At 64.1% G+C, this 22,844-nt stretch carries 21 protein-coding genes and 1 tRNA gene; 5 read left to right on the top strand and 17 right to left on the bottom strand.

The genetic code is table 11. The annotated features are described in order from the left end of the window. Positions 1 to 380 precede the first annotated feature (380 nt). Both DQW77_RS13235 and DQW77_RS13240 read right to left on the bottom strand, forming a co-directional pair. Positions 381 to 455, bottom strand: a tRNA-Asn gene (locus tag DQW77_RS13235). Positions 456 to 534: 79 nt separating this feature from the next. Then, positions 535 to 1,446, bottom strand: a complete 912-nt coding sequence (locus tag DQW77_RS13240; RefSeq protein ID WP_113258713.1) for an MBL fold metallo-hydrolase — start codon at positions 1,444 to 1,446, stop codon at positions 535 to 537. 40 nt (positions 1,447 to 1,486) lie between these two features. Between DQW77_RS13240 and DQW77_RS13245 the strand changes: the two genes are divergently transcribed. Then, positions 1,487 to 2,794, top strand: coding sequence for an ATP-binding protein (locus tag DQW77_RS13245; RefSeq protein ID WP_113258714.1), 1,308 nt, complete (start codon positions 1,487 to 1,489; stop codon positions 2,792 to 2,794). Between the two features lie 64 nt (positions 2,795 to 2,858). Here the strand turns inward: DQW77_RS13245 and DQW77_RS13250 are convergent, their stop codons facing one another. Both DQW77_RS13250 and ileS read right to left on the bottom strand, forming a co-directional pair. After that, complete coding sequence (locus DQW77_RS13250) at positions 2,859 to 4,022, bottom strand: PLP-dependent aspartate aminotransferase family protein (protein ID WP_113258715.1); 1,164 nt, start codon at positions 4,020 to 4,022, stop codon at positions 2,859 to 2,861. A gap of 19 nt (positions 4,023 to 4,041) precedes the next feature. Further along, complete coding sequence (gene ileS / locus DQW77_RS13255; protein ID WP_113258716.1) at positions 4,042 to 6,978, bottom strand: isoleucine--tRNA ligase; 2,937 nt, start codon at positions 6,976 to 6,978, stop codon at positions 4,042 to 4,044. A gap of 340 nt (positions 6,979 to 7,318) precedes the next feature. On the opposite strand from ileS, the gene DQW77_RS13260 reads away from it, so the two are divergent. After that, positions 7,319 to 7,729, top strand: coding sequence for a group III truncated hemoglobin (locus DQW77_RS13260; RefSeq protein ID WP_113258761.1), 411 nt, complete (start codon positions 7,319 to 7,321; stop codon positions 7,727 to 7,729). A gap of 57 nt (positions 7,730 to 7,786) precedes the next feature. Here DQW77_RS13260 and DQW77_RS13265 read toward each other — a convergent pair whose 3' ends face one another. The 3 genes from DQW77_RS13265 to infC all read right to left on the bottom strand — a co-directional run bounded on the left by DQW77_RS13265 (position 7,787) and on the right by infC (position 10,886). After that, the gene (locus DQW77_RS13265; protein ID WP_113258717.1) at positions 7,787 to 8,785 is read right to left on the bottom strand and encodes a YcjF family protein; all 999 of its coding nucleotides are present in this window, start codon (positions 8,783 to 8,785) and stop codon (positions 7,787 to 7,789) included. Next, positions 8,782 to 10,197 carry a YcjX family protein gene (locus DQW77_RS13270; RefSeq protein ID WP_113258718.1) on the bottom strand — a complete coding sequence of 472 codons (1,416 nt, stop codon included), beginning with the start codon at positions 10,195 to 10,197 and terminating at the stop codon, positions 8,782 to 8,784. Before DQW77_RS13270 ends, DQW77_RS13265 begins: the two co-directional genes overlap by 4 nt. 134 nt (positions 10,198 to 10,331) lie before the next feature. Next, entirely contained in the window at positions 10,332 to 10,886 is a 555-nt protein-coding gene (gene infC, locus DQW77_RS13275) for a translation initiation factor IF-3 (RefSeq protein WP_113258719.1), read from the bottom strand. Between the two features lie 196 nt (positions 10,887 to 11,082). Here infC and DQW77_RS13280 point away from each other — a divergent pair, with 196 nt between their 5' ends. Continuing rightward, complete coding sequence (locus tag DQW77_RS13280) at positions 11,083 to 12,216, top strand: hypothetical protein (RefSeq protein ID WP_113258720.1); 1,134 nt, start codon at positions 11,083 to 11,085, stop codon at positions 12,214 to 12,216. Positions 12,217 to 12,304: 88 nt separating this feature from the next. Here the strand turns inward: DQW77_RS13280 and DQW77_RS13285 are convergent, their stop codons facing one another. From DQW77_RS13285 to cysG, 6 genes are all read right to left on the bottom strand, one after another. Then, the gene (locus DQW77_RS13285) at positions 12,305 to 13,153 is read right to left on the bottom strand and encodes a ferredoxin--NADP reductase (RefSeq protein WP_113258721.1); all 849 of its coding nucleotides are present in this window, start codon (positions 13,151 to 13,153) and stop codon (positions 12,305 to 12,307) included. A gap of 71 nt (positions 13,154 to 13,224) precedes the next feature. Beyond that, positions 13,225 to 13,632: a DUF934 domain-containing protein gene (locus DQW77_RS13290; protein ID WP_113258722.1), complete on the bottom strand. Its 408-nt coding sequence runs from the start codon at positions 13,630 to 13,632 to the stop codon at positions 13,225 to 13,227. Further along, positions 13,629 to 14,363 (bottom strand): phosphoadenylyl-sulfate reductase, encoded by a 735-nt coding sequence (locus DQW77_RS13295; RefSeq protein ID WP_113258723.1) that lies wholly within the window; start codon positions 14,361 to 14,363, stop codon positions 13,629 to 13,631. The genes DQW77_RS13290 and DQW77_RS13295 overlap by 4 nt, the downstream gene beginning before the upstream one ends. Next, positions 14,350 to 16,017, bottom strand: a complete 1,668-nt coding sequence (locus DQW77_RS13300) for a nitrite/sulfite reductase (RefSeq protein WP_113258724.1) — start codon at positions 16,015 to 16,017, stop codon at positions 14,350 to 14,352. The genes DQW77_RS13295 and DQW77_RS13300 overlap by 14 nt, the downstream gene beginning before the upstream one ends. Next, positions 16,010 to 16,318 carry a DUF2849 domain-containing protein gene (locus DQW77_RS13305; RefSeq protein WP_113258725.1) on the bottom strand — a complete coding sequence of 103 codons (309 nt, stop codon included), beginning with the start codon at positions 16,316 to 16,318 and terminating at the stop codon, positions 16,010 to 16,012. Before DQW77_RS13305 ends, DQW77_RS13300 begins: the two co-directional genes overlap by 8 nt. A 1-nt stretch (position 16,319) precedes the next feature. Next, entirely contained in the window at positions 16,320 to 17,729 is a 1,410-nt protein-coding gene (gene cysG / locus DQW77_RS13310) for a siroheme synthase CysG (RefSeq protein WP_113258726.1), read from the bottom strand. Positions 17,730 to 17,874: 145 nt separating this feature from the next. On the opposite strand from cysG, the gene DQW77_RS13315 reads away from it, so the two are divergent. Beyond that, positions 17,875 to 18,357, top strand: coding sequence for an Lrp/AsnC family transcriptional regulator (locus DQW77_RS13315; protein WP_113258727.1), 483 nt, complete (start codon positions 17,875 to 17,877; stop codon positions 18,355 to 18,357). 2 nt (positions 18,358 to 18,359) lie between these two features. Here the strand turns inward: DQW77_RS13315 and tpiA are convergent, their stop codons facing one another. From tpiA to rimK, 4 genes are all read right to left on the bottom strand, one after another. Beyond that, positions 18,360 to 19,109 carry a triose-phosphate isomerase gene (gene tpiA, locus DQW77_RS13320; protein WP_113258728.1) on the bottom strand — a complete coding sequence of 250 codons (750 nt, stop codon included), beginning with the start codon at positions 19,107 to 19,109 and terminating at the stop codon, positions 18,360 to 18,362. Between the two features lie 109 nt (positions 19,110 to 19,218). Beyond that, complete coding sequence (locus DQW77_RS13325; protein ID WP_113258729.1) at positions 19,219 to 19,572, bottom strand: iron-sulfur cluster assembly accessory protein; 354 nt, start codon at positions 19,570 to 19,572, stop codon at positions 19,219 to 19,221. Between the two features lie 28 nt (positions 19,573 to 19,600). Continuing rightward, a complete protein-coding gene (locus DQW77_RS13330) occupies positions 19,601 to 19,963 on the bottom strand; it encodes an SUF system Fe-S cluster assembly protein (RefSeq protein WP_113258730.1) in 363 nt (120 codons plus the stop codon). Between the two features lie 125 nt (positions 19,964 to 20,088). Next, the gene (rimK, locus tag DQW77_RS13335; protein ID WP_113258731.1) at positions 20,089 to 21,495 is read right to left on the bottom strand and encodes a 30S ribosomal protein S6--L-glutamate ligase; all 1,407 of its coding nucleotides are present in this window, start codon (positions 21,493 to 21,495) and stop codon (positions 20,089 to 20,091) included. A gap of 66 nt (positions 21,496 to 21,561) precedes the next feature. Between rimK and tgt the strand changes: the two genes are divergently transcribed. Then, positions 21,562 to 22,692 carry a tRNA guanosine(34) transglycosylase Tgt gene (gene tgt, locus DQW77_RS13340; RefSeq protein WP_113258732.1) on the top strand — a complete coding sequence of 377 codons (1,131 nt, stop codon included), beginning with the start codon at positions 21,562 to 21,564 and terminating at the stop codon, positions 22,690 to 22,692. The last annotated feature ends 152 nt before the right edge of the window (positions 22,693 to 22,844 follow it).

Here is a 22,844-nt window from a genome sequence, read left to right on the forward strand (position 1 = left end):
ATGGGCGCAGCCGCTTGAGCGAGTTGATGGCTCCGCGCCTGCGCCCATTGCTCACGCCGCCGAATGATGGCAAACAAATGAGGAACAGACTCGACTTGCGAGTGGCCCTGAAAAATGGGGCAGGTCAGCACTAATCGCATAGCCGAGCCGCCATGTGCATTTTCTCGAAACTCAATTGGCGCGGCAGCGGCCGATGATATGCGATGCATCTGAGGCCAGGTTGTCCCGACCACCTGACTTCTCGAACAACGATTCTCGGCCATTCCAATGAAATGCAGAAAGTGCCAATCGGCAGTCGTTTTCAGGATGGCACGCTTTTTGGCGCGTAACGCAGCGCGTAACATCTCAAGTAATTGTTTTATTTATAAAATCTGGATTTTTGGCTCCGGCGGTAGGGATCGAACCTACGACCAATTGATTAACAGTCAACTGCTCTACCGCTGAGCTACGCCGGAACACGAAGGCGCGTATAGCAACCCGGTCGGGGCGCGTCCAGAGGGGTTGTCACAAAAAATGCAAGCGTTTCGGCGACGATCAGAGACGTTCGAATCTGGCCGTTGCGGAAAGCCGGTCCAGGGGTGCGGCCTTCTCGCGGACGGTCAGGTCGATCAGGTGTGCCAGCACGTTGCGTGTTGCGGCGGGCAGGAGGGCCGGGGGCGTGTCGGTGTAGATCGCACCGGCCAGCGTTTGCGCGCTGGCCGGACCGGCCCGCAGGGCGTGCAGGATGGAGGCCTCGCGGGATTGGCGATGTGCGATCAGCCAGTCGAGCCGGTCCGCGGGGCTGGTCACGGGGGCGCCATGGCCGGGGTGAAAGACGCTGACGTCATGCGCACGCAGGCGTCGGCAGGAGGCCATGAAATCGGTCAGATCGCCATCCGGCGGCGAAACCAGGGAACTGGCCCAGCCCATGACCAGATCGCCGGTGAAGATGGCGTCTTCGTATTCCAGCGCGATATGGTTGCAGAAATGTCCCGGCGTCCACAGCGCGGTCAGCGTCCAGCCGTCCCCCTTGATGCGTTCCCCGTCGGCCAGGGAGATATCGGGGGTGAATTCCGTATCCACACCTTCACCGCCGGCAACGCACCCGCCCTTGGCAAGTGTCTGCATCACCGCGCTGCGCCCGGCCTGTGCCTCCCCCCTTGCCAGCACCGGCGCACCGGTTTCACGGGCAAGCCGGCGCGCCAGCGGGGCGTGATCCAGATGGGCATGGGTCACGATCACATGGCTCACGCGTTGTCCCGGCTGCAGCGCCGCGAGGATCGCCTCGAGGTGAGCCGTGTCGTCCGGTCCGGGGTCGATGACGGCGATCCCACGACGCCCCAGAAGATAGGTATTTGTGCCCCGGAAAGTCATCGGTGAAGGGTTCGGCGCCAGCACCCGGCGCAGCATCGCGCCCAGAGGCACGGCGACCCCCGTTGGCGGATCGAAATCCTGTTCCGGCGCCATTGTTCTTCCTCTCCTGCTCGGACCGGGCTAGGTTTAGCCCATGTCGTTCGTGTGGCTCAAACCTTATATGCCCCGCGGTCTTTATGGCCGGGCCACGCTGATCCTGCTGATGCCGGTGATCACGCTGCTGCTGGTGGTCTCGATCGTGTCGGTACAGCGGCTTTTCGAGGGCGTTACCGAGCAGATGGCCCGTTCCGTGAGCCGCGAGATCAACCTTCTTCTTCAGAACGACACCCCGATCGCCGCGCCCGGGGCGCGCAAGGCGATGGCGGATGCGCTGAGGATAGAAATGCGAAGCCTGCCATCGGAGGACCTGCCCGAAACGCATACGAGGCGATGGTATGATTTCTCGGGGTCTGTCGCGATTCGCGAGTTCGAGCGCATTCTGCCCGACCTGGCGGCGGTGGAGCTGCCGGACGACCAGATCGTTCGGCTGTATATCGACTTGCCCCGGAGAGCGCTTGAACTGCAATTCGACCGGCGGCGCCTTTCCGCCAAGAACGCCCATCAGCTGCCTGTGAACATGGTCTTCTTCGGGGTTCTGATGACGGCCATCGCCTTCTTCTACCTGCGCAATCAGCTGCGTCCGATCACCCGTCTCGCCCGCGCCGCCGAAGCCTTTGGCCGGGGCCGCCATGTGCCCTATCGCCCGGCCGGGGCGGTGGAGGTTCGCGCGGCGGGTCATGCGTTCCTGGACATGCGCGCGCGCATCGAGCGGCAGATCGAACAGCGCACGCTGATGTTGTCGGGGGTCAGCCATGACATGCGGACGCCATTGACCCGCCTGAGGCTCAGCCTGGCGATGCTGGATGCGGAGGAGCGCGAGCCGATGCTACAGGATATCGACGAAATGGAACGGCTTCTTGACGAGTTCCTTGCCTTCGCGCGTGACGCGGCGGAGGGCGAGCCGGAACCGGTGGACCCGGTGGCGCTGGTGCGCCAGATCGTCGAGGATTGTGCCCGCAGCAATATTCCGGCCCGGCTCCGCAGCACCGAGGGCGAGGGCACGGTGCCGCTGCGCCGGGCGGCGATCCGGCGTGCGGTCGAGAACCTTATCAACAACGCGGTACGGTATGGCAGCCGCGCGGAACTCTCGGTCATGATGTCGGAAAGATCCCTGCGCATCCGGGTCGAGGACGACGGGCCGGGCATCCCGGCCGATCGGCGTGAGGAGGCGGTGCGCCCCTTCACGCGGCTTGATCCGGCGCGAAACCAGGACCGGGGCAGTGGCGTGGGCCTGGGACTTTCGATCGCGACGGACATTGCCCGCGCACATGGCGGCATGCTGCGCCTTGCGACGTCCAAGCGATTGGGCGGGTTGCGCGCGGACATCGTGATTTCGCGCTGACGGTTCTTGCCCGCGGTCCGCCCCCGTCATCCGCGCCGGCGCCGGGCATGGCCCGAGCCTGGGATCAGCCGGCGCCGGCGGTTGCGAGCGCCTGTTCCAGGTCGGCGATCAGATCCTCGGCATCCTCGATACCCACGGAGAGACGCAACAATCGCGGGTGAACCGGAAAACCTTCGCCCGACACCGTCTTGCGGTGCTCGATCAGGCTTTCGACCCCTCCCAGCGACGTCGCGGGATAAAAGACCCGGCAGGCGCGGACGACATCTATCGCCGTCTGCTCGCTGCCCTTCACGATCACCGACATCATACCGCCGAACTGCCCGCCGGTCTGGCGGGCGGCGATCTCGTGACCGGGATGTGCGGGCAGACCGGGATAAAGCACCGCCTCCAGCCCCGCGTGCCCGGAAAAATGCCGCGCCATTGTCAAGGCGTTGCGCGTTGCGCGGTCATAGCGCAGGTAGAGGGTGCGCATTCCGCGGATCAGAAGCCAGGCATCGAAGGAATGCAACACGGTTCCCTGCAACTTGCGCAGGTGGGCAAGTCCCTCCCAGAAGGTGCCGGCGTCGCGAACCGAGAGCACCCCGGCGGTGACGTCGGTATGACCGGCCAGATACTTGGTGGCCGAATGGAAGGAAATGTCGGCGCCCAGGTCAAGTGCACGGGTGGCGCAGGGGGGCGTCGCCGTGCAATCGGTCAGCAGCATCGCGCCGGCCCCATGGGCGATGCGTGCCGCCGCGGCGATATCGGTGACGGTCCAGTCGGGATTGTTGGGGGTCTCCACCCAGACAAGCCGTGTCTCGTCCGGCCGCACGGCGCTGTTCAAGCTGTCCAGGTTGCCGGGCAGGAAGGTGCTCAGGACGATCCGCCCCTTTGCATGGGCGGTCGCGAACTGTTCGCGCACCCCGTGGTAGATCACCTCGGGCACGACCACATGCGCCCCCGTGTCGAGCTGGTCGATCACCGCCGTGGCGGCCGACATCCCCGACGCGAAAAGCATCGCCTCGCGCGCGCCTTCGAGTTCGGCGATCATCGCCTCGGCATGTTCCGTGGTCGGATTGCCGTCACGGCGATACATGTAGTCCCGCCGCAGGTCATGGGCTTCGTCCCGCGCGAAGGTGACGGAGGGCTGCACCGGCGGCACGATGGCGCCGGTTTCCCTGTCCAGGAACCGCATCGCCTGGGCCACGCGTGTTGCCGGGGAAGGGCGGCTGTTGGGCCTGTTGTTCATGGTCTGCCTGCCTTTCGCTTCATCCAAGTGCCTCGGAACAGCGCCGGCAGGTGCCGGGATGCGCGTGGCGGCCCACGTCGGGCAGGATCTTCCAGCACCGCAGGCACTTGTCTCCATCCGCCTTCTCGAACACCACGCCGATCCCGTCGATCTCGGGCAGGCGGAACGCCTCGGCCGGGCTCGGATCGTTCGTGAGCCGGATCGCGGACGTGATGCAGATGTCCTCGAAATTGACGGATTTGAGGACCTCCAGCATCTCATGATCCCGGACATGCACGACCGGAGCCGCCTCGAGGCTGGCACCGATGACCTTGTCGGTACGCTGCACCTCGAGCGCCGCGGTAACCGCCCGCCGCGCGCGGCGGACCTGTGCCCATTTCGCGGCCAGCGGCTCATTCAGCCAGTCGGCCGGCGTTTCGGGAATATCGACCAGATGCACCGAACTGTTCTCGCCGGGAAACCGCTCAAGCCAGACTTCCTCGGTGGTGAAGACCAGCACCGGCGCCAGCCAGGTGGTCAGGCGGTGGAAAAGGATGTCGAGCACCGTGCGCGCGGCACGGCGGCGGTGGGTGTCGCCATCGCAATAGAGGGCGTCCTTGCGGATGTCGAAGTAGAAGGCACTTAGCTCCACGGTCGCGAAGTTGAACAGCGCCTGGAAGACACCTTGGAAATCATAGGCCGCATAGCCGGTGCGCACCCGGTGATCGAGTTCCGCCAGGCGATGCAGAACCCAGCGTTCCAGTTCCGGCATCTCGGCGGGGTCCACCCGGTCCTCGCGTGTGAAATGTGCCAGAGAACCAAGCATGAAGCGCATGGTGTTCCTGAGCCTGCGATACCCGTCCGCGACCCCCTTGAGGATTTCAGGACCGATGCGCAGGTCGCCGGTGTAGTCCGATTGCGCCACCCACAGCCGCAGGATGTCCGCCCCGTACTGCTTTGTCACGTCGTCGGGCGCGACCGTGTTGCCGAGCGATTTGGACATCTTGTTGCCCTTCTCGTCCAGCGTGAAGCCGTGGGTCAGCACGCCGCGATAGGGCGCGCGGCCGATCGTGCCACAAGCCTGCAGCATCGAGGAATGGAACCAGCCGCGATGCTGGTCGGTTCCTTCGAGGTAGAGGTCGGCCAGCCCGTCCTCGGAGCCGTCTTCGCGGTCGCGCAGCACGAAGGCGTGGGTCGAGCCGCTGTCGAACCAAACGTCGAGGATGTCATCGACCTTCTCCCACTCGGCCGGATCGTAATCGTTGCCAAGGAACCGTTCCTTGGCGCCGGGCTTGTACCATGCATCCGCCCCCTCGGCCTCGAACGCCTCCAGGATGCGGGCATTGACCGCTTCGTCCCGCAGCAGGAAACCGGGATCGGTCGGTTTCGCGCCCGTCCTGACAAAACAGGTCAGCGGCACGCCCCAGGCCCGCTGACGCGAGAGCACCCAGTCGGGCCGCGCCTCGATCATCGAGTGAAGGCGGTTGCGCCCCGTCTTCGGCGTCCATGTCACCAGTTGGTCGATGGAGGTCAGGGCGCGGTCGCGGATCGTCCTGCCGTACTCGTCCTGCCCGTCGCCGACCTCGCGGTCGATGGCGGCGAACCATTGCGGCGTGTTGCGATAAATCACCGGGGCCTTGGAGCGCCAGCTATGCGGATAGCTGTGCTTGATCTTGCCGCGCGCCAGCAGGCCGCCGACCTCCGTGAGCTTGTCGATCACGGCCTTGTTGGCGTCGCCCTCCTTGCCATTGGGCTTGAGGATGCGGGTGCCGCCGAAGAATGGCAGGTCCTCGCGGAAACTGCCATCGTCGAGCACGTTGTAGGTGATGACCTGATCGAGCATCCCCAGTTCCTGGAAGAGCAGGTATTCGTCCATACCGTGGGAGGGGGCGCAATGGACGAACCCGGTGCCCTCCTCGTCGGTGACGAAATCGGCGGCGCGGAAATCGCGCAGGTCATCCCATTCGCGCTCGCTGCCCTCGGCCCCGGCAAGGGGATGGACGAGTGACAGGCCCGAAAGCTCCTCGGCGCTTACATCGCGGACACGTTTCCACATCCCATCTTCCAGGCGCGCGCGGCTCATCACATCGCCGGCCAGCTTGTCGGCCAGGATGAAGCGGTCGCCGACACTGGCCCAGCACTCGCCGGGCGTGCCCGTCACCTCGTAGAGTCCATAGGCGATGTCCTCGCCATAGACGACCGCCTTGTTGGAGGGGATCGTCCAGGGGGTCGTGGTCCAGATCACCACGCTTGCACCCGGCAGGTCGCTTTCGCCTGCATCGCTGACGGAGCCGCCCGCCGATGCCGTGACAACCCTAAACTTCACCCAGATGGTGAAGCTTTCCTTGTCGTGATACTCGACCTCGGCCTCGGCCAGGGCGGTCTTTTCCACCGGTGACCACATGACCGGCTTGGAGCCGCGATAGAGGGTGCCGGTCATCAGGAATTTCTGGAACTCCTCGGCGATGATCCGCTCGGCGCGGTAATCCATTGTCAGGTAGGGCTTTTCCCATTTACCCGTGACGCCGAGGCGCTTGAACTCGGCACGCTGCACGTCGATCCACTCATCGGCGAAATCGCGGCACTCGCGGCGGAATTCCACCACGTCAACCTCGTCCTTGTTGCGCCCCTTCTCGCGGTAGCGCTGTTCGATCTTCCACTCGATCGGCAGGCCATGGCAGTCCCATCCGGGGATGTAGCGCGCGTCATGGCCCAGCATCTGCTGGGAGCGCACCACCATGTCCTTGAGGATCTTGTTGAGCGCGTGGCCGATATGAAGATGCCCATTGGCATAGGGCGGCCCGTCATGCAGGGTGAACGGTGCGCGCCCCTCCTTCTCCCGCAGCCGGTCATAGATGCCGATCTTTTCCCACCGGTCCAGCCAGCCGGGTTCACGCTTGGGCAGGCCTGCCCGCATCGGGAAATCGGTGCGGGGCAGGTTGAGGGTGTCTTTGTATTCGGGCGTTTCGGCGCACATGAGGGGCGTCCTTCGTCAGGTCTTGCAAGTATGCGGATGAGGGGCGGCGCGATGGCTCAAGCGCCTTTTCCCGGCGGCTCGACAGGATCAGAGCGCCGGGCATGTAATTCGAATGACGATCGCTGCGCATGTCATCATGGGCCGCCTTATAGGCATGGGGGCAGGCGGCGTCCAGAGGGCGATGAGGCCCGAAGGAACACCGTGTTTCCGGCGCGCGCCGACTTTGGTTCGGGGCCGCGGCACACCCGGTCGCGCGCCTGCATGCAGAAAGGTGGATGATGCTGCACGCGAAGTTGCAAGATCGCTTGCCTCGACCGCCGCGAAACGCCACATATCCAGCATGAGCAGCGCCCTGCCACCCCGCTTCGACATAACTCGCCCGCAGATCGAACGGGTTGTCGCGGTATTCTATGCCCGTATTCGCGCGGATCCGGGTCTTGGCCCCGTCTTTGCGGTGCATGTCGGGGACTGGCCGGCGCATGAAGCTAAGGTTGCCGATTTCTGGGCCAACACCATCCTGCACGAGCGCAGCTATGACGGCAGCCCCATGGCTGCACATGTGCGCGCGGGCAATGTCAGGCCGGGAATGTTCTCGGCATGGCTGGATCTGTTCGACGCGGTCCTCGCGGACGAGCTTTCGCAGGAACAGGCCGCCGCCTGGTCCGCGCTGGCACACCGTATCGGCCGGTCCCTGCGCGCCGGTGTGGTGGAACGCGAAACGCTGGAGGGCGGCGTGCCGAAGCTTCGCTGAGCGGGTGACGATGTCCGGATGCGGCCCGGGCGGCGGCTGGCACCGGGTAACGCCGCTTCAGGCGCCGGAAAACAGGCCTGCGAGGGCCTGCCTGACAAGTCGTGAAACCGAAGGGCGGCGCCCGCTTCCGAAAGGGACGGGGCGACAGACCTCCATCGCGGCGACCCCCACGCGAGCTGTCAGCGCGCCGTTCACGACCCCTTCGCCAAAGCGGCGCGAGACCCGGCTCAACACCCCGCCCCCGGCAACCGATCCCAGCAGATCGTCGCCGACCGCGACCGCCCCGGTGGCCAGCAGATGGGCCATCACGGCACGGGTCAGCCGCCAGCCACCCAGCGTGCCCGCACGCCCGCCATAGATCTCGGCCACCCGCCGGATCATGCGGACATTCGCGGTCAGCGCCGTTGCCACATCGGCCAGAGCCAGCGGAACCAGCGCGGTGACCATCGCCACCTGACGCGCGGCGGCTTCCACCTCGCGTGTCGCAGCCGTGTCGAGCGGTGTCAGAAGCTCGGTTTCGGCAACCTGAAGGAGGGCCTCTGCATCGAACTGATCGGCCCCCAGTTCGGCCAGGCGGGCGCGGCCCCACCGGGTGTCCTCGCGCCCGGCATAGAGAGCGTCCAGTCGCGCCACGACGCGCCGTGCCGCATCCAGGTCCCGTGCCGCCAGTGCCGCCTCGGCCGCGCGTCCGAGCGCATCGACCCTGCGTAAACGGGCCAGGCCGGCGGCCTCGCGCAGCGCGATCACGAGCAGCAATAGCAACAGCGCCGCGCCAAGCCCGCTCACCACCCACCCGAGGACCGCGTTGCGCGCCATCAGACCGGCGGCGAAATCCCACGCCATGACCGACAGCACCGTTGCAAGCAACGCGCCAAGGACTGTCCAGAAAAGCCGGGACAGGCGTGACGGGCGGCGCGCGGCGATCCTCGCGGCGGCCTGCATGCCGTGGCCCTGCGGCTCCTCGAAGGCATCCCCGGCCGGGACCGGAGGCGCCGTGTCGGGTGCCGGGCCCGGAGATTCGTCCTCAAGGTCGATCAGGATCGGTCCGCGGGTCATAGCCGGTCCCCGATCAGGAACTGTGCGGCCCTGTCCAACCGGATATGCGGCGGACCTTCCCCGGGCCTCAGGGTGATCCGCGCAGGGGCGAAATTCATCGCGCCGAATTCCTGGTCCAGCCACGCGGCATGCCCTTGCCTTGCCGGATCGAGAATGGCGCGCGGGTCCTCGGGCAGGGCACCGGGGTGAAAGGCCGCCTGCCGCCCGTCGTCCAGAAGGCGCCCGCGCACGCAATCCAGTGTCTGCCCGCCGTGCCGGCGGGTTTCCTCGGTGGTTGCCCGCAGTGACGCGATCGCCATGGCGCCGGTCCTGGCACCGGCGAAATCCGCCCGGTCGCGGGCGCGGCGCATCATGGCTTCCATGATGGCGCTCAGGCGGCCGTGCTGGGAATGGTGCAGGTGATCCGCCTTGGTGGCCGCGAAGAGGATCCGCTCCACCCGTCTGCCGCGCAGCAGCCGCGCGAGGAACGGATTCCGTCCCGGGCGGAAGGCGGACAGGATACCGGTCATCGTGTCCTGCAGGTCCGCCACTGCCGGAGGCCCGGAATGGATCGCCCCAAGGGTATCGACAAGCACCACCTGGCGGTCGATCCGCGCGAAATGATCCCGAAAGAACGGGCGGACCACCTTGCTGCGATACGCGTCAAAGCGGCGCTCCATCTCGCGCCACAGCCCTCGGCGCGGCGGGCTGTGTTCGGGCGGCAATGGCGCGAAGGTGACGACGGGCGAGCCTTCCAGCTCTCCCGGCAGCAGGAAACGGCCGGGGCCGACGCCCGCGAACCCGGCATCGCGCGCCGTCATCAGGTAGCGTGTGTAGAGATCGGAAAGCTCGCCGATGGATGTCGCGTCCCAGTCCTTGCGCCCCTGTGCCGCGTGCGCCGCCGCCAGGAAGCTGTCGGCACCGGGCCGACCGGTCATGCGTTCGAGGACACCCGCGGACCACCCCCTGTAATCCATGTCCAGCAATTCGAGGTCAAGAAGCCATTCGCCGGGATAATCGACGATGTCCAGGTGAACCGTGCGCGGCCCCTGAAACCCCGAAAGAAGCCCCGCCGGACGCACCCGGAGCGACAGGCGCAGTTCCGAAACGCTGCGGGTGCTTTCGGGCCAGCGGGGATCGGCTCCGCTCAATGCGTCGAGATGCGCCTCATACTCGAAGCGGGGCACGGTATCGTCCGGCTGCGGTTGCAAGAATGCGGCCTCGATGCGCCCTTCCGCCGCCGCCAGAAGCCCGGGCATGCGGGCACGGTCCATCAGGTTTGCCACGAGGGAGGTGATGAAAACCGTCTTGCCGGCCCGCGAAAGCCCGGTCACGCCGAGACGCACAACCGGTTCCAGAAACGCACCCGAAACTCGGTCACCAAGCGCATCGGTGGCCCGCGTCAACTCGTCGGTGATCCGGGAAATGACCACGGAGCCGCCTTTACCCTCGTTTCCAACGGCAGGTTGAATGCGTCCGGCGCGTCATGCCAACGGCCGGAATGACCACGGCCTCGTGCGGCACGGCGGCAAAGGGGGGTGCAGTCCGCGCCTGCACGGGTCCGGTGCTACTTGCCGGACGGACCGATGATCATGATCATCTGACGTCCTTCCATCTTCGGCATGTTCTCGACCTTGCCCACTTCCTTGGTGTCCTCGGCCACACGGTGCAGCAGGTCGCGGCCCAGTTCCTGATGTGCCATCTCGCGCCCACGAAACCGCAGGGTTACCTTGACCTTGTCGCCGTTTTCGAGGAATTTCATGACGTTACGCATCTTCACATCGTAATCATGCGTATCGGTGTTGGGGCGAAATTTCACCTCCTTCACCTCGATGACCTTCTGCTTCTTGCGCGCCTCCGACTCCCGCTTCTGCTGTTCGTACTTGTATTTGCCGTAGTCCATGATCTTGCAGACCGGCGGATTGGCATTCGGGGAGATTTCGACGAGATCGAGGCCGGCCTGTTCGGCAAGTTCCATTGCCCGGGAAGGTGCGACGACCCCGACATTGTCACCGTCCGCCCCGATCAGTCGAATTTCGTCGGCGCGTATCCTGTCGTTCACTCGGGGGCCGGTATCACGCGTCGGAGGCGCGTTGTGAGGTCTGCGGGCTATGGCTTCCATCCTTCTGTGGTGTCGCGGAGTTGAAACGGCAAGGTAAACGCGCGTGCGAGGCGATTCAAGCCGCAAAATAGGCTGATGTGAGCCGACCAAAGCGATATTTTCCCTTGCGCCTTTCCTTTTTCCACCTCATCTGGAGGCTTGAAATTGCAACCTGCGCCAACCTGATACGCGCAGGAATCCTATTTTGGGGGAAACCATGAGAAATCTGCTCTGGATCATTCTTGCCGCGGGCGTCCTGGTTGGCGGCTATGTGCTGGTCACCGGAAAATCGCCGCAGGAAATCGTCACCGATGTCGAAGAGGGTCTGCAGGGTGTGGACGCGCCCGAGCCCCTTGAGGATGCCTCCGAGGCGGCCGGCGAGGTTGCGGAGGAAACAGCCGACGTGGCCGCAGATACGGCGGAGACGGTTGAAACAGCGGCCGAGGACACGTTGGAAAGCGCCGGCGAGGTTGCCGACGAAGCCGCCGACACGACCCTTGATGCCGCGGGCGATGCGATGAACATGGCCGAGGAGGCCGGACAGGACACCGCCGATGCCGCGGCGGATGCCGTGAACGAGGCGATCGACGCCGCGCGCGACACGACGGATGCCGCAACCGATGCCGCCGAAGACCTTGCCGGTGATGCGGGCGAAGCGGGGGCCGACATGGCAGAGGGCGCCGCAGATATGGCGGAAGAGGCCGTGGACGAGGCAGACGAGGCCGCCGAAGTGGCCGAGGAAACGACCGCCGACAGCGTTGGCGAAACGGTGGAGGCCGCCGAGGAGGTGAGCGAGGACGCCGCTCAGGCTGCGGAAACGGCCAGCGACACGGCCGAGGATGCGGTGGAAGTGCCGGCCGAGACGGCCGCCGACTCCGCCGGGGCGGCCGCCGAAGACGCCGAGAACCTGGCGGAGGACACGACCGGGTCGGCCGGCGAAGCGGCCTCAGGCGCGGACACCGGAAACGGTGACGCAGGGGCGGATACGGCAGCCGCACAGGATGTCGCATCAGACGTGGCGCCCGGTGATGCCGCAGGTGACGCGGAAGGGGCCGCGGGCGAGGCGATGCCGGAGTCGGATACCGACACGGCCGACACCGTTCCCGCCGCGGACACGGCCGCCGAAGAGACCGGAACCCAGGCGGATGCAGGCGCCGACACGTCCGGCGATCTTCCCGAAGCGCTGACGGTTGACGGGTTCGATATGACCAAGGTTGCCGAATTGATCGACGAGTCCGGCCTGGGCGCCATCGAGAAATCCGTTCTCAAGACCGGTCTCGAAAAGGCCATGAACGATCCCGAGACCCTCGAAGCCGCTCTGGAGAAGGTTCGCGCGGCGCTCGACCTCTGATCCTGCCGCACATGGAACGGCCCGCCGCGCGTGACCGGAACGGTGCGCGGCGGGCCTGGTTGATCCCGGTGTCCGGTAACGGTCCTGCTCAGTCCAGGAAGGCCTTTTCGACCACGTATTCGCGTGGCGCGGAATTTGCCCCCTCGCGCAAGCCGTATTCTTCCAGCATTTCCTTGATTTCGAGGTTGAAGGCCAGGTTGCCACAGACCATGGCGCGATCGGTTTCGGGGCTCAGCGGCTTGACCTCGAGATCCTCGAACACCTCTCCCGAGCGCATCAGATCGGTGATCCGGCCCATCTTGGGGCTCTCTTCGCGGGTGGTCGTGGGATAATAGCGCAGCTTCTCGTGGAAGTCTTCGCCGATCAGCTCTTCCAGCAGTTCGTCGGAGCGGATGCCTTCGATGATGTCCTGACCGTATTGAAGCTCGCCCACCTCCCGGCAGGTGTGGGTGACGATGATTTCTTCGTAATCCTCATAGGTCTGCGGATCGCGCAGTAGCGAGGCGAAGGGGGCGATCCCGGTTCCGGTTGCGAAGAACCAGATCCGCTTTCCCGGCAACAGGGCGTCATGCACCAGAGTACCCACGGGCTTGGGGCGCAGAATGATCTGGTCACCGGGTTCGATATGCTGCAGTTTCGACGTCAGCGGCCCATCCTGAACCTTGATCGAGTAGAATTCCAGTTCATCGTCCCAGGACGGTGACGCGATGGAATAGGCCCGCAACAGTGGCTTCTGTTTGCCTGTCTTCGGGTCCAGATCGCCCATCAGCCCGAGCATCACGAATTCTCCCGATCGGAAGCGCAAGGATTGCGGGCGGGTTACACGGAAGGAAAACAATCGGTCGGTGTAGTGCTTCACCTGCGTCACTTCCTGCGCGTCCGGCAGGGTGGGGGTGTTGATGGCCTTGGCTTCGGTCACGGAAGAAATCTCGTTCATTGGCTCCACTGCCGGTTTCGATAAACCGACATCTCCTAGTAATCTTTGATCCATGTCAGGTGAAGGGGGTATCAGCCGCGAAGGCGCGACTGATAGTCATGGGCCCGCCAGTCCGACCGGAAAAGCCACTGATCCTGCGGCTGCCGGCGGGCCAGGTCGTCACTTATCTCGATCTCGTCGAACCCGGCGCGGCGGGCCATCGCGTACTGGTCCGCGATGACGTGACCGCGGGCGCGCAGGCGCCCCCGATATCCCATCAAACGCAGCTGACGCGCTATGGTGAAGCCCCGACCATCCGCGAAGGACGGGAAATCCACCCGGATCATGCCAAGTGACGGCAACAGCGCGGCAAGGCTTGCCGGGTCGGTGTCGGAAGGCAGGTCCACGGCTTCGGATCGTGATGTCGCCTCTTGCGGCGGAACGATTGCCATGTCCAGATCTTCCTCGGCAAAGCCGGTGTCCTTCACGATAACGGTCATGCGTTTTCTCCCTGGCGGATCACGCGGCCATTGGCAAAGTGAATACCGCATTCGGTTTTTTCCTCGCCACGCCAACGGCCTGCGCGTGGATCTTCATCTTCGGATACAGGTGACGTGCATGGCATGCACCCGATCGAAGGATACCCCTTCGTCACCAGCGGATGCCGCGGCAATCGGTTTTCTTCCATGTAGGTGCGCACGTCGCCCGGCGCCCAATGCGCCAGCGGATTGACCTTGATGCGGCCGGTTTCCGGCTCGGTCTCGAAGAAATCCATGTCGGCGCGCATTCCGCCCTGATACCGCTTGCGCCCGGTGATCCAGCCGTCGAAACCTTCCAGCGCGCGGTTCAGCGGTTCGGTCTTGCGCAGCGCACAGCAGCTTTCGGTGTCGCGTTGGTGCAGGGTTCGGTCCGGATCCCGGCGCGACAGGTCGGTCGCGGATGCGCGGATCACCCGCACGTCGCGCAGCCCCAACCGCTCGCTCACCTCCTGCTGATAGACCAGCGTTTCCGCAAACAGCATCTCGGTATCCAGAAAGATCACCGGGGTGTCACGCCGGAGAACCGATACCATGTGAAGAAGCACCACGGATTCGGCCCCGAAACTCGACACCAGCGCCAGCTTGCCCGCCTTGGGGTCCGTCAACGCGTGATCAAGCACCGAAATCGCCGAATGCAGCCTGTACCAGTTGTTGAGCCCGCCAACCCGGGCGTTCAGATCATTGTGCGGCATAAGCCTCGACCTCGTCGTAAAGAGCGGCCTTGAACGGCGCCATGCCAAGCCGCCGATAGGTTTGCAGGAACGTCTCCTGCGGATCCGTGCGGTGGTCCAGGTAGGCATGGACGATCCGTTCGATCGCCGGGATGATCTCGGCGGCGGAAAAGCCCGGCCCGGTGCGATCCCCGAGTGCGGCGGCCTCCGAGCCGTCCCCGCCAAGTGTGATCTGGTAGTTCTCCACCCCCGCGCGATCGAGCCCCAGAATGCCGATATGGCCCACATGATGGTGCCCGCAGGCATTGATGCAGCCCGAGATCTTTATCTTCAATGCGCCGATCTCGTGCTCCAGCTTCAGTTCATCGAACCGTGTCGCGATTTCCTGTGCGATCGGGATCGAGCGTGCAGTCGCCAAAGCGCAGTAATCCATCCCCGGGCAGGCGATGATGTCGCTGACAAGCCCGATATTGGCAGTCGCCAGCCCCGCATCCCGAAGGCTTGCATGCACTGCCGGCAGATCGGATTTGTGCACGTGGGGCAGGATCACGTTCTGCTCGTGGCTGATGCGCAATTCGTCATGGCCGTACCGCTCGGCCAGATCGGCCATCACGCGCATCTGTGTAGCACTCGCGTCTCCCGGGGTGGCGCCGTGTGCCTTGAGGCTGATCTGGACGATGGCATGATCCGGGGCGCGATGCGCGGCAAGATTGGTATCGCACCATGAACGAAAGACCGGATCGGTCCGGTACGCGCTTTCGAATCCGGCCGTCGCCCGGTCGTGCAGGGCCGGCGGCGCGAAGGCGGCCTTGATCTCTTTGAAAAGCGTCTGGTCGATACCGCTGAACGTTGGACGCAGCATTTCGAACCGTTCTTCCACGCGGGTGCGGATATCGTCGATCCCGTGTTCGTGCACGGTGATCTTGATCCGGCTCTTGAACTTGTTGTCGCGCCGGCCCAGCAGGTTCCAGACGCTCACGATGGCCTCCAGATAGGGCAGCAGATCGGCCTGCGGCAGGAAGTCCCGGATCACCTTGCCGATCATCGGCGTCCGGCCGAGGCCGCCGCCCACGATCACCTCGAAGCCCGGCTTGCCGTCACGCTCGACCATGCGCAGGCCGATGTCATGAGCGCGCGTCACGGCGCGGTCATTGGGGCTGCCGGTGATCGCGATCTTGAATTTCCGCGGCAGGAACTGGAATTCCGGATGGTCGGTGGACCATTGCCGGATCAGTTCGGCGACCGGCCTGGGATCTGCGATCTCGTCCGCCGCGGCGCCGGCGAAATGGTCTGCCGTGACGTTCCGGATCGTGTTGCCCGAGGTCTGGATCGCGTGCATTTCCACCTCGGCCAGCGCATCAAGGATATCCGGCACGTCGTTCAGTCTTGGCCAGTTGAACTGAATGTTCTGGCGGGTGGTGAAATGGCCATAGCCCTTGTCCCACCGCTCGGCGATATGGGCCAGTTGCCGCATCTTGCGGCTGTCGAGCGTGCCATAGGGGATCGCCACGCGCAGCATGTAGGCGTGCAGCTGGAGATAGAGCCCGTTCATCAGGCGCAGCGGCCTGAATTCATCCTCCGTCAGGTGGCCGGCGACGCGCCGTTCCACCTGTGCGCGGAACTGGCGGTTGCGCTCGGCGACAAAGGCGGCGTCGAATTCGTTGTAATCATACATCGGAAGGCTCCGCTTGTTTGCCATGAGGGTAGTTGGAGGGGCCGGTGCGGCGGAAATCCTCGCGGAAATGGGCCGGCTCGGGGCCGTTCGGCCCGGGCTGCACCTCTGCAAGATAGACGCCCACGACCGCGTCGGGCTGGCCGTCGGCCTGCATCAGACGCAGGTCGGCCTGTCCCTTGTCGTAAAGGATCTCGGCCTCTGAGAGATGCCGTGTCCAGCGGTCATCGGCGGTCAGATAGACGACATCGCCCTCCAACAGCGCATTCGCGGTCACGACCTTGGGGGAAAAGGGTTTGGCCATGTCAGGCAAGCTCCTGTTGGTGCGGTGTCTTGTCGGTTTCCGCGGGGCCGGCATTCACATCGCGCGGCGCCAGACCGTAGAAGGTCAGGGCAGGCCCCGTGATACCGGCGCCGTTCAGATCGGCGGGCAGCGTTGCAAGGGTGCTGGCCAGTACGGTCTGATCGGGACGCGAGGCGTTCTCGACGATCGTGACCGGCGTATCGCGCGGGGCGCCGTGCATCAGAAGCCGGCCCTGAATGAAACGCGCAGACTTTTTGCCCATGTAGATCGCGGCCACCTCTTCCTGACGGGCGAGCGCCGTCCAGTCATGATCCGCAAAGCCCTTGATGTCGTGCCCGGTCAGCAGCCTTACAGACGAGTTGCGCCCCCTTCGGGTCAGGCTTTGCCCGATGGCGGCGACACTGGCGGAGGCAGCGGTGATACCCGGAACCACGTGCCATCCGACACCGGCCGCCTCGACCGCCGCGATCTCTTCGTCAAGGCGGCCGAATACCGTCGGATCGCCCCCCTTGAGACGGACCACCTGCGCCCCGTCGGCCGCATGGCGGGTTATCAGTGCATTTATGTCCGCCTGCTTCATGGCGGGGCCGAAACCCTGTTTGCCGGCGTCGATCATGACGGCTTCGCGCCGCGCAAGCTCAAGGATGCCGGGCGTGACAAGGCGATCGTGAATCACGACATCGGCCGTGTCGAGCGCCTTGCGCGCCTTGAGGGTCAACAGCTCGGGATCTCCCGGCCCGGCCCCGACGAATGCCACATGGCCGGTGTTGGATTGCCGGGCCAGGTGTTTTTCCAGAAGAGCCCGAAGGCTGGCCTTGGCGTCAGTCTCGCCGCCTCGATCCATGGCACGGGGGCCTTCCTTGAAATAGAATTCAGACCAGAAATCACGGCGCCGACGCCCGAAGGGCAGCACATCGGCCGCCCGGCGGAACGCCTTTCCGACCCGCGCCAGCGCGCCAAGCATGGCCGGCAACCTTTCCTCGAGATCCGCCTTGATCGCCCGGGCGAGGACCGGCGCCGCCCCCTCCGTGCCGATAGCCACGGTCACGGGATCACGGTCCACGATGGCAGGGGTGATAAACTGGCTGTCTTCCAGGTTGTCCACGATGTTCACCAGCGCCCCGTCCGCACGGGCGAGTGCCGCGGTGCGCGTGTCTTCGGTGCTGTCCTCATCCGCAGCATAGAACAGCGCCGCGCAAAGCGCGTCACCGGGCTGCATGCGGCGCCTGTGCAGCGTCAGTCGGCCGGCGGCTTCCCACGCCTCGATCTCGCCGGACGGGGCAGGGGCGAAGACCGTCAGCCGGGCCTCGGTTTTCAGGAGCAGGCGCAGCTTGGCCAGCGCGGCCTCGCCACCGCCCGACAGGACGACGCGCCGCCCCTCGAGTGCGACAAAGATTGGAAAATGCTTCATGGCGACGCTCCGGCAATCCGATTGACTTCCCCCGTAATATAGAAAATATTCCCACCCATTCGCCATATGGATGACAGAATAAGAACACTCGTTCCACCAAGGCATCATTATGGCTTGATTGTTCCAGACGAGGGAAATTTACGGAATGCCAGTCCGCACAGATGATCTTGATCGAAAAATCCTTGTCCAGCTTCAGCGCGACGGCGGACAGTCACTGGACGATATCGCCAGAAAAGTGGGCAGTTCCAAGACCCCGGTCTGGAATCGGATCCGCAAGATGCGCGAGGCCGGTATCATACGTCAGCAGACCTACATCCTGGATGCGGAAGCCCTTGGATTCGAAGCGTGTTTCTTTGTTCTCATCCGGACGTCCGAACACGACGCGGCCTGGCAGGCGACATTCCTGAAAGCGTTGAAAGACCGGCCGGAGGTACAGGAGGCCCACCGTCTGGCTGGCGATATAGATTACATCCTGAAGGTGCGGGTCACGAACGCCCGGGCCTATGACACCTTTTATCAGGCCCTGATCTCAGAGGTGAAAGTGCACAATGTCACTGCCCTGCTGTCGATGGAGGAAATCAAGTCCACCACCATGATCCCGCTTGAAAGTCGGGAAGCAACAACCTGAAATCACGTGTTTTCAAGCGCGTCTATGATGGGAGAGAAATCATCCGCCCGAAGGCTGGCGCCACCGACGAGTGCACCGTCGACATTGTCCACGCCGAAAATCTCGGCGGCATTCGCGGGCTTCACCGACCCGCCATAGAGCAGGCGGAACCCGTTGCCATTCCCACTGCCGAACCGATCGGACAGCGCCTGGCGCAGGAAATCATGCACCTCCGCGATCTGGCCGATTTCCGGGGTCAGACCGGTGCCGATGGCCCAGACCGGTTCATAGGCTATGACGGTGTTTTCCGGGGTCGCGCCATCGGGTAGGGACTGTGCGATCTGCTCGGCGATAACCTGTAGCGTCTGACCGCCTTCGCGCTGTTCCAGCGTTTCGCCGATGCACGCCAGGGCGATCAGTCCGGCGGCCTGCGCAGCCATAACCTTGTCACAGACCAAAGCATTGGTTTCATGATGATTTTCCCGCCGCTCGGAATGGCCTAGAATGACCGCCCCGGCCCCGGCATCGGCCAGCATCGCAGCCGATAAATCGCCGGTATGGGCCCCGGACGGTGCGGGATGACAATCCTGCGCGCCGATAAACATGGGATGCCCGGCAACCCGGTCCGCGGCCTGTGTCACAAGAGTGGCGGGAGGACAAAGAAGCAGATCGACGGACGGGGCGGGATGGCGTGCCATGAGCGCGTCAAGTTCGCTCAGATTGCCACGCGTTCCGTTCATCTTCCAATTACCAGCGGCCAGCCTGCGTGGCATATCACCCTCCCGCGATCTGTGTCCGGCAGGTTATCACGCAGTGCGGACACGGATGCAAGGCGGCAATCATCCTTAGAAAAAAATGTTCAGAACCAAGCAAATGGAACCTTCATTCCATGTTCTCGAACTTGATGGATTCACCGCAGCCGCAGGATTCGGTCACGTTGGGATTGTTGAAACGGAAACCCGATTCAAGCAGAGACACCTCGTAATCTATCTCGGTACCGAACAGGAACATCTGCGCCATCGGCGCAATCATGACCCGCGCACCCTCCTGCTCGACCACCTCGTCATGGGGATCGGTTTCATCCACATATTCCATCGTGTATTCCATGCCCGCGCAGCCGCCTTTCTTGACGCCGATTCGAAGGCCGTCATGGCCTTCCTGCTGCATCAGCTTGCGGATTTGCGAGGCGGCCGCAGGGGTCATTGAAATGGCCTGCTTTCCCGGAATTCCGAACATGAATTTTACCTTTCAGCGTCTTGAATTTTCACATGAAACCCAGTTCCAGGCGGGCTTCGTCGCTCATCATGTCCATACCCCACGGGGGCTCCCAGACCAGTTCCACATCGACCTGTTTGACCCCCGGCAGAGGTTCGATCGCATCGGCCACCCAACCGGGCATTTCCCCGGCGACGGGACACCCCGGCGCGGTCAGGGTCATGATAACGTTCACGGCATTTTCCTTATCTATATCAATCGTATAGATCAGGCCCAGATCATAGATGTTGACCGGGATTTCGGGGTCAAAGACCGATTGGCATGCGGCGACGACCTGATCGTAAAGCGGATGCTCTGTGCTTGACGGAGCGATGAGCGGTGCCCCTTCAAGCGGTTCTGGACTGTGGGTCATGATCGGAACCTGTCTGTATATCCTGATAAAACATATAAGTTTTATAAGGCCGCGCGTCCAGAGGGGCGGTGAAGTGAACATTCTGTTCAGTTTGTACGGATAAACCGTTCACGCCCCGGATCGGCCTATTTGCCGGTCTTCTTGCGGCGCCGGATCGGTGCCGGACGGACCCGGCTTTCGATCTGTTCATAAAGCTTTGCGGTGATGTTCTTGCTCGTGGACCTCTCGATTCCCTCAAAGCCCGGAGAAGAATTGACCTCAAGGACCTTGGGCCCGGATTCCGAACGCAGCAGGTCCACACCGGCGAGGTTGAGTTCAAAGGCGCGGGCGGCGCGCACGGCGGTGTCACGCTCCTCTCGGGTGATGCGGACCGACTTGGCATTGCCGCCACGATGGAGGTTGGAGCGGAAGTCGCCGTCCGCACCGGTGCGCTTCATCGAGGCCACCACCTTTCCGCCGATGACCAGGCAACGGATATCCTCGCCCGCGGCTTCCTTGACGAAATCCTGAACCAGAAAATTGGCCTTCAGTCCGCGGAAGGCATCGATGACCGATTCGGCGGCCTTCTTGGTTTCCGCCAGCACCACGCCCTTTCCCTGCGTCGATTCCAGCAGCTTGACGATCAGTGGCGCGGTCCCCACGAGCCCGATCAGGTTGCCGGTGTCCTTCGGCGAAGCCGCGAAGGCGGTGTTGGGCATTCCGATCCGTGCCCGCGCCATGAGCTGATGAGCGTAGAGCTTGTCACGGCTGGCGCTGATCCCGTGCGAGGGGTTCACGCAATAGGTTCCGATGGTTTCGAACTGCCGGATCACCGCTGCACCGTAGGGGGTTATGGAGGCGCCGATGCGTGGGATCACCGCGTCGAAGCGGGGCAGGCGCTTGCCGTCGTAATGGACTTCGGGCGCCATGGCGTTGATCGCCATGTAGCAGCGCGTGGTATTGATCACCTCCACGGTGTGCCCGCGCTTTTCTCCCTCTTCCACGAGGCGGCGGGTTGAATAGTTGTCCTCGCGCGAAAGAACGGCGATGCGCAGCGCACGCTTGGGCTGTTCGTGGCGCATCCGCGCAGTGTGATAGACATCGTAGCTCAACTCCGGCTGCAGGAAGCGGTCTGTGGCGACGATGGTGATGTGGTCCTTGAGCGCCTGGCGCCCCAGAAGCATGCGGCTGGTCATGGTGGCGCGGTTTGTCAGCGTGATCTCGATCGGCCATTCCTGTCCGTTCACCGCCATCCGTGACTGGATCACGTAGCGCATTTCCTTTTCGCCGTTGGAAGAGGCCACCTCGCGCCGGTCCAGTATGGGGGCCGAGCAAGGAATGATCAGGTCGTCGCGCCCCGGAATCGGGTGTACGGTGAAGCGCACCTTGGGGCGCGAGGCGGGGCCGAAGGTCTCGATGTCAAACGCGTGGAGCGCCGAGGTACGCGCCCCGGTATCGACCTTGGCGCGAAGGGCCGGAACCCCGAGGTCGGGCAGGGTGATCCATTCCTCCCAGCCAAAATTGAGTTCTGCACCGGTTTCGTCGTCACTCATTGGCGGGCTCCTTGGCATTCGCGGAGAATCGTCGGATATGGAGGGATCGCGACTTGTGGGCCTAGGATGACAGCATCATTCAGCTTCGAACTCAAGGCAATTGACGGTGCGGCACGCGCGGGCGTCATTGCCACGCCGCGCGGCGAGATCCGCACGCCGGCCTTCATGCCGGTGGGCACCGCGGGCACGGTCAAGGCGATGTTGCCGGACTCGGTGCGCGAGACGGGGGCCGATATCCTGCTGGGCAACACGTATCACCTGATGCTGCGCCCGGGGCCTGAGCGGGTGGCGCGGCTGGGGGGGCTGCACCGGTTCATGAACTGGGACCGGCCGATCCTGACCGACAGCGGCGGCTTCCAGGTGATGAGCCTGGCCGGGCTCCGCAAGCTCACCGAGCAGGGGGTCACGTTCAAATCCCATATCGACGGGTCGCGTCACGAGCTTACACCGGAACGCTCGATGGAAATACAGCGGCTTCTGGGCAGCGACATCGTGATGTGTTTTGACGAATGTCCGGCGCTGCCCGCCACCGATGACGAGGTGGCGCGCGCGATGCACCTGTCGATGCGGTGGGCCGAGCGGTCGAAGGTGGCCTTCGGGAACCGGCCCGGCCACGCCCTTTTCGGGATCATGCAGGGCGGGGTTGCCCCGGATCTGCGCGCCGAAAGCGCCGAGGCCCTGACGGCCATCGGATTCGACGGCTATGCCATCGGCGGGCTGGCCGTGGGCGAGGGGCAGGCTGCCATGTTCGGGGTTCTGGATTATGCGCCGGGGTTGCTGCCGCGGGACAGGCCACGCTACCTGATGGGGGTCGGCAAGCCCGATGACATCGTGGGCGCCGTGAAGCGGGGCGTGGACATGATGGATTGCGTGTTGCCCTCGCGGTCGGGCCGGACGGGGCAGGCCTTCACCCGTCGCGGGGTGGTCAACATCAAGAACGCGCGCCATGCCGACGATCCCCGCCCGCTGGACGATGCCTGTGGATGCCCGGCCTGCCGCGGCTATTCGCGCGCCTACCTGCACCATGTCTTTCGCGCGGGCGAGATGATCAGCGGGATGCTGCTGACCTGGCACAACCTGCATTATTTCCAGGAAATCATGGCGGGGATGCGCCTGGCGATCGCGGAAGCGCGATTCGCGCAATGGGAGGCCGCCTTCCACGCCGGACGGGCCGACGGGGACATCGATCCGCTCTGAAAGGGACGTCGAGCGGCGCCGGGTAAGGTTTTCCTGACTGCCCGCGACCCGCGACAACAGCTATTGTAGGTGCGGAAGATGACCCCGGAGGCCGAGACAATGCCGATTTCAGTTCACTTCGCGATCTTTGCCGCAAGCTGGGCACTGGTGGC

The organism is Roseovarius sp. TE539, from assembly GCF_003298505.1.
Classification (GTDB): Bacteria; Pseudomonadota; Alphaproteobacteria; order Rhodobacterales; family Rhodobacteraceae; genus Roseovarius.